General features: G+C 73.6%; 2 protein-coding genes. Both read right to left on the reverse strand.

Translation table 11 applies throughout. The features are described 5' to 3' along the window. On the reverse strand, positions 1–3,355 hold a 3,355-nt coding region (locus tag AC1D1T_RS29285), incomplete at its 3' end, for a type I polyketide synthase (RefSeq protein ID WP_477993009.1). Continuing rightward, positions 3,355–6,232 (reverse strand): amino acid adenylation domain-containing protein (locus AC1D1T_RS29290; RefSeq protein ID WP_477993010.1); only part of this gene is annotated, 2,878 nt, incomplete at its 5' end. The genes AC1D1T_RS29285 and AC1D1T_RS29290, both read right to left, overlap by 1 nt.

Genomic DNA, 6,232 nt, shown 5'->3' on the forward strand with positions numbered 1-6,232 from the left:
GCTCGTAGCGCTGCACCCAGCGGTGCGGGCCGCGCCATGCGACGGGTGTGTCGGTGCTGTCACCCCGCGCCTCGTCGACCAGCATGCGGGCGAGCCGGTCCTCGGCCTCGCTCTCCGGCGCCGGCAGCAGCACGTCGACGACGCGGCAGCGCAGCGACGGGATCTCCTGCCCCATCACCCGCGCGAGACCGAGCAGCGTCGCCTTCTCGGGCGCCAGCGGCTCGATGCCGGTGACGTCCTCGAGGCGGTCGGTGACGACGGTCAGCGCGAGCCGCTCGATGCCAGTCGCTTCGACCGCCCGTGCGAAGGCGAGCAGGCTCAGGTAGCCAAGCTCCAGCCGTGGCTTCGCAGCCGCGCCGCGGTGGCCGTCGAGGCTCCACAGGTGCAGGACCTGCGTCAACGGGCCTTCGGCCTGCAGCGCGCCCAAGAGGTCGTCGAAGTCGGTACGCTCGGCCGGCCGCACGGTGTACTGCTGCGCCGCATTTCGTGCAAAGCGGATGCCGGGCTGCGCGAAGCTGACGCGCGCGCCGCGCCGGCGCAGTTCGCGCAGCACGCTGGCGCTGATGCTGTCGACATCGCCGAGCACCAGCACGTGGCCGCCCGGCTCGGCGCCGGCGGCCGGCCGCGGCGCTGCACTGCGCTGCCAGCTCGGCGCGTAGAAGATGTTCCCGTCGGCCTTCGGCGCCGCGGCCGRCGCGCCGGCTTCCACCCAGTAGCGGCGACGCTGGAACGCATAGGTCGGCAGCGGCACGCGGCGCCGCACGGCGCCTTCACGCCACGCCGACCAGTCGATCGGCACCCCCGCAACCCAGGCCGCGGCCACCGTGCCGGCCAGTTGCTGTGCATTGCGCGCATGCTGCTGCGGATGGGCCTGGCTGGCCCACACGCCCGCGGCCGTGGCCGCGCCTGGATGCTGGCGCGCGAGGCTGCTGAGCGTCGCACCGGGGCCGACCTCCAGCAGCGCACGCCCCGGCCCCTCGAACACTGCCCGCAGGCCGTCGGCAAAGCGCACCGCACCGCGCAGGTGGCGGCCCCAGTACGCCGGGTCGACCGCCTCGGCCGCGGTGATCACGCGGCCCGACGCATTCGAGATGAACGGCAGGCGCGGCGCCTCGCGCGGCACCGCGGCGATCGTGCGCTGCAGCTCGGCGACGATCGGCTCGACCATCGCCGAGTGCGACGCGATGCCGACATGCAGCCGGCGCGGCTGCTGCCCGGCCTCGCGCAGGCGCGCCTCGGCGCGCTCGATCGCGTCGATCGGGCCGGCGATCACGCACAGCTGTTCGGCGTTGACCGCAGCGAGGTCGCAACCGTCGCCGAGGTACGGACGCAGCGCGTCTTCCGTCAACGCCACCGCCGTCATCGCACCGGCCGGCAGCCCCTGCATCAGCCGGCCACGCGTTGCGACGATGTTCAGCGCATCCGCCAACTGGAACACCCCCGCCAGGCAGGCCGCGACGTACTCGCCGAGGCTGTGGCCGATCATCAGCGCCGGGGTCACGCCCAGGCTCATCCACCAGCGCGCCATCGCGTACTCGATGACGAACAGCGCCGGCTGCGCCAACTCGATGCGCGCGAGCCGCAGCTCGGCCGCCGCCGCGTCGGCCGGCGCCGGGAACAGCACCTCGCGCAGGTCGAACCCGAACCCGGGCCGCAGCAGCTCGCAGCAGCGATCGACCTCGGCGCGGAACACGCCGCTGCGCCGGTACAGTGCCTCGCCCATGTGCACATGCTGCGCACCGCCGCCTGGGAACAGGAACACCAGCTCGGGCGCGGCGTCGACCGCAGCGTTCACCGCCTCGGGCGCCTGCAGCATCTGCGCGGCCAGCGAGGCGCCGTCGGCCACCACCGCGCTGCGCTGCGCGAAGGCCTGCCTGCCGGATTGCAGCGTGTGCGCCACGTCGGCCAGGGCCTGTTCCGGATGCGCTTGCAGATGGTCCGCGAGCAGCGCACGCGCCTCGCGCAGCGCCGCACCGTCGCGGGCTGACAGCGGCAGCACCTGCCAGTCGCCGTCGTCGGCCCGCGCGGCCACGGCCGGCGCCTCCTCCAGCACCACGTGCACGTTGGTGCCCCCGATGCCGAAGCCGCTGACACCGGCGCGCCGCGGCGTGTCGCCCTGCGGCCACGGCGCGGCCGCGGTGCTGACGTAGAACGGGCTGCTGTCCAGCGCGAGCTGCGGGTTCGCCCGCTCGAAATGCAGGCTCGGCGGCAGCGTGCGGTGCTTCAGCGCCAGCACCGCCTTGATCAGCCCGGCAACGCCGGCCGCTGCGTCGAGGTGGCCGATGTTGGTCTTGACCGAGCCGAGCGCGCAGAAGCCGCGCCGCGCGGTGCCGGCGCGGAAGGCCTGCGTCAGCGCCGCCACCTCGATCGGGTCGCCGAGCACGGTGCCGGTGCCGTGCGCCTCGATGCAGCCGATGCTGTCGGGCGACACATCGGCCACCAGGTGGGCGGCGCGGATCACGTCGGCCTGGCCACGCACGCTCGGCGCGGTGAAGCCGACCTTGTCGGCGCCGTCGTTGTTGGCGGCCGAGCCCTTGATCACCGCATGCACCGTGTCGCCGTCGCGCAGCGCGTCGTCGAGGCGCTTCAGCACGACGAGGCCGGCGCCGCTGCCGATCAGCGTGCCGGCGGCGCGCTCGTCGAAGGCGCGGCAATGGCCATCGGGCGACAGGATCGCGCCGGCCTGGTGGCGGTAGCCGCCGTCCTGCAACAGGTTCAGCCACACGCCCCCCGCCAGCGCCATGTCGCAGTCGCGGGCCAGCAGCGCCTGGCAAGCGGTGTGGATGGCCGTCAGCGAGGTCGAGCAGGCGGTCTGCACCGTGACGGCCGGGCCGCGCAGGTTCAGCTTGTAGGCGACGCGCGTGCACAGCGAGCCGGGCGAGTTGCCGCTCATCAGGCTCAGCAGCTCGGCGATCTGGCCGCTGTCGGCACCGCCCGACGATGGCAGCAGGTGCCGGATCRGGTAGAGGTTCGGCCCGTCGCCGGCATACACGCCGACCGGCACCTCGAGCCGGCCGGTCGCGTAGCCGGCCTGCTCCAGCGCCTGCCACGCGCATTCGAGGAACAGCCGCTGCTGCGGGTCGAGCTGCTCGGCCTCGCGCGGCGCGTAGCCGAAGAAGCCGGCGTCGAACTCGCCGATGCCGTCGAGCCGCACGCCGGCCTTCACGAAGCCCGGGTCGTCGAGCAGGCTCTGCGGCACGCCGCGCGCGCGCAACTCGTCGTCGCTGAAGCGGGTGACCGATTCGACGCCGTCGCGGATGTTGCGCCAGAAAGCGTCGACATCGGCCGCGCCGGGGAAGCGGCCGGCCAGGCCGATGATCGCGATCTCGATGCCGGTCGGTTCAGGGGTGCTCATCAGGTGTTCCTCTCGGTGGTGCGGCGCCGCTGCAGCAGCGCGGCCCGTTGTTGTCTGGCGCGGTCGTCGATGGCGGTGGTGGTGGCAGGCGCGGCCGACCCTTGCTCCAGCCGCTGCGCCAGCGCCGCAAGCGTCGGGTGCCTGAACAGCTCGACCAGCGGCACTTCGGAATCGATGCGCTGCTGCACCTGCTGGTGCACGCGGATCAGCAGCAGGCTCTGCCCGCCGAGGTCGAAGAAGTTGTCGTGCTGGCCGACGCGTTCCACGCCCAGCACCTCGCGCCAGATCGCGGCCAGCGTCTCGGCGATGCGGCCCTGCGGCGCGAGGTGCGCGCGGTCGCTCTCGAACACCGGCTCGGGCAGCGCGCGGCGGTCGACCTTGCCGTTCGGTGTCAGCGGCAACGCCTCCAACGCGACGACCGCGCTCGGCACCATGTGGTCGGGCAGTGCATCGGCGAGCGCCTGGCGCAGCACGGCGGCGTCGATGCGCTGCCCGGCATGCGGGGCCGCGTAGGCCACCAGCCGCAGCCCGGCCGGCCCTGGTTTCGCGACGACGACCGCATCGCGCACCGAGCCGTGCGCCAGCAGCCGCGCCTCGATCTCGCCGAGCTCGATCCGAAAGCCTCTGACCTTCACCTGCTGGTCGATGCGGCCCAGGTAGTCGAGCTGGCCCTCGGCGTTCCATCTCACCAGGTCGCCGGTGCGGTAGAGCCGCCCGCCCTGCGGATCGAACGGGTCGGCGACGAAGCGCTCCGCCGTCAGCGCCGCACGGTTCAGGTAGCCGCGCGCGAGGCTCACGCCGCCCAGGTACAGCTCGCCGGCGACGCCGGGCGGCACGAGGTTCAGGTCGGCGTCGAGCACGCGCGCGCTCGTCTCGGTGATCGGCCGGCCGATCGGCACCTGCGTCGCGCCGTCGGCACGGCAGGTCCAGTGCGTGACGTGGATCGTCGTCTCGGTCGGGCCGTAGAGGTTGTAGAGCGTGGCACGCGGCAGCCGCAGCGCGACCTCCTTCTGCGCCTCGGCCGGCAGCGCCTCGCCGCCGACGATCACGCGGCGCAGCGGGGCGTCAGTCCCCATCGCCTGCACCTGCGGCTGCTGCAGGAAGGCCTGCAGCATCGCCGGCACGAAGTTCAGCGTCGTGATGCGGTGCCGCAGGATCAGCGCCGCGAGCCGCGCCGGGTCGCGGTGCTCGCCCGGTTCGGCCAGCACCAGCGGCGTGCCGGTGGTCAGCGGCCAGAACATCTCCCAGGCCGACACGTCGAAGCCGAACGCGGCCTTGTGCAGCACGGTGTCAGCCGCGTCGAGGCGATAGACCTGCTGCATCCACGCCATGCAGCTCGCGAGCGCCCGGTGGCGCACCGCCGCGCCCTTCGGCGTGCCGGTGGAGCCGGAGGTGTAGATCACGTAGGCGAGGTGCTCGGCGTGCACGTCGGCTTGCGGATCGTCATCGCGCTCGGCGGACGTGTCGAGCGTGTCGAGGTCGAGCACGCGCGCGGCCACCGCCGGCAGCCGCTCGCGCACCGCGCCGTGCGTCAGCACCAATGCGACGCCGCTGTCGCCCACCATCCAGGCGAGGCGCTCGGCCGGCAGCTCGGTGTCCAGCGGCACGTAGGCGGCGCCGGCCTTCAGCACCGCGAGGATGCCGACCATCATGCCGACCGAGCGTTCGAGCGCAATGCCGACGCGGGTCTCCGGCCCGATGCCTTGCGCGATCAGGTGGTGCGCCAGGCGGTTGGCGCGGCGGTTCAGCTCGCCGCGGGTCAGCGTCTCGTCGGCAAAGTGCAGCGCGACGGCCGCCGGGTTGTCGCGCACACGTTGCTCGAACGAGCGGTGGACCGGCCGCCAGTCGACGAAGCGCTGCGCCTCGACGCCCCAGGCGGCGAGCCGCGCGTGCTCATCCGCGCCCAGCAGGTCGACATCGCCGAGCGCCTGCGCGGGCCGCTGCGCCAGCGCCTGCAGCAGCGCGAGCAGGTGTGCACCGAAGCGCTCGACCGTGGCCGCATCGAACAGCTCGGCGGCATACACGAACGACAGCTCCAGCGCGGCGCCGGCCCGCTCACGCAGCTCCAGCGCCAGCTCGAACTGCGCCGCGAGCTCGGGCAAGGGCAGCGACTCGACCGCGAGGCCCGGCAACTGCCGCAGCAGCCGCGGGTCTTCGCCGACGTGGTTGAACATCACCTGGAACAGCGGGCTGCGGCCCAGGCTGCGCTCGGGCTGCAAGGCCTCGACCAGCAGATCGAACGGCAACTCCGCATGCGCCTGCGCGCCGAGCGAGGCAGCCCTGGCCTGCGCCACCAGCTGCGCGAGCGTCGTGCGCCCGCCGATGCGGTTGCGCAGCACCAGCGTGTTGACGAACAGCCCGATCAGCGCCTGCGCCTCGGGCCGCGCGCGGTTCGCAACCGTCATGCCGACGCGCACATCGCGCTGCCCGGTGTAGCGGTACAGCAGGCCCTGGAACGCGCCCAGCAGCAGCATCGACAGCGTGGCGCCCTGCCCTTGCGCAACCGCCTGCAGCGCCGCGCGCAAGGAATCGGGCAGCGTGAAGGCATGCCGCTCGGCCGAGTAGCCGGCCTGCGGGCGGCGCGGGTGGTCGGTGGCCAGCGCGAGGATCGGTTCTTCCGCGCCGTCGTGTGCGAGTTCGGCACGCCACCAGGCGAGCTGCCGTGCCGCCTCGCCGGCCGCCAGCTCGTCGCGCTGCCACGCCGCGTGGTCGGCGTACTGCACCGGCGGCGCGGCGAGCGAGCGCGGCTCGCCGGCCACGCGCGCCGCATACCCGGCCGCCAGCTCGTCGACGAACAACTGCATCGACGCCCCGTCGGAGACGATGTGGTGCATCACGACGACGAGCTGGTGCTCGCCGTCGCGCACGCGCAGCAGG

Source organism: Rhizobacter sp. P2_H3 (assembly GCF_056403355.1).